The 686-nt window shown below is 60.6% G+C and carries 1 protein-coding gene; it reads right to left on the reverse strand.

From position 1 onward, the window contains the following. Nucleotides 1-338: 338 nt before the first annotated feature. Nucleotides 339-686 (reverse strand): NUDIX domain-containing protein (locus GEV06_28845; protein ID MPZ21850.1); only part of this gene is annotated, 348 nt, incomplete at its 5' end.

Consider the following 686-nt stretch of genomic DNA (forward strand, 5'->3'; position numbering starts at 1 on the left):
GGTGACACGGTGAGCGGGTGACAAGGTGACGGTGACTATTTCGATGACGGGGGTGGGCATCGAGTACGGGTGCTGCTTCCACCGTCGTTTGAAACCACGAAGACACGAAGATCACAAAGATTACAAAATGATCTTCGTGATCTTCGTGCCTTCGTGGTGAAAGCTGACGCTGCGAGGTGTCACTCCATTTGACCTTCACCTCAATCGTCCAAGTAACCACCGTCACCTTGTCACCTTGTCACCCCTCACCGTGTCACCTCCTTCGTCGCGCCCCGCAACCAACCGAACCCCCAGAGCCGTCTTCATATCGACGATCTCCCCGCGTGCGAGCATCCCGCTCAGCTCGGCGAGCGTGAATGTGCGCGGTTCGAGCGCTTCCTCTTCGTCAGGTTCCGCCGGCTTCGTCGCCTCTGGAGACCTGTTAGACGATAGAAGAGCATCACCTCGTCGGAGTAACCGGGTGTCGGGTAGAAGATGGCAAGTCGCTCGACGTGGTCCGGCACAAGGCCGACCTCTTCATGACACTCCCGGCGCGCGGCGTCCTCCGGCTCCTCGCCCGGTTCGAGGCTGCCCGCGGGAAGCTCCCAAACCCATTGGTCGATCGCGTAACGGTACTGATACACGAGCGTGACGCAGTCCGCGGACGGCTGCGGAATCAGCACGACCGACCCGCGGTGGCGGATGAC

Origin of the sequence: Luteitalea sp. (assembly GCA_009377605.1) — a bacterium.
GTDB lineage: Bacteria > Acidobacteriota > Vicinamibacteria > Vicinamibacterales > Vicinamibacteraceae > WHTT01.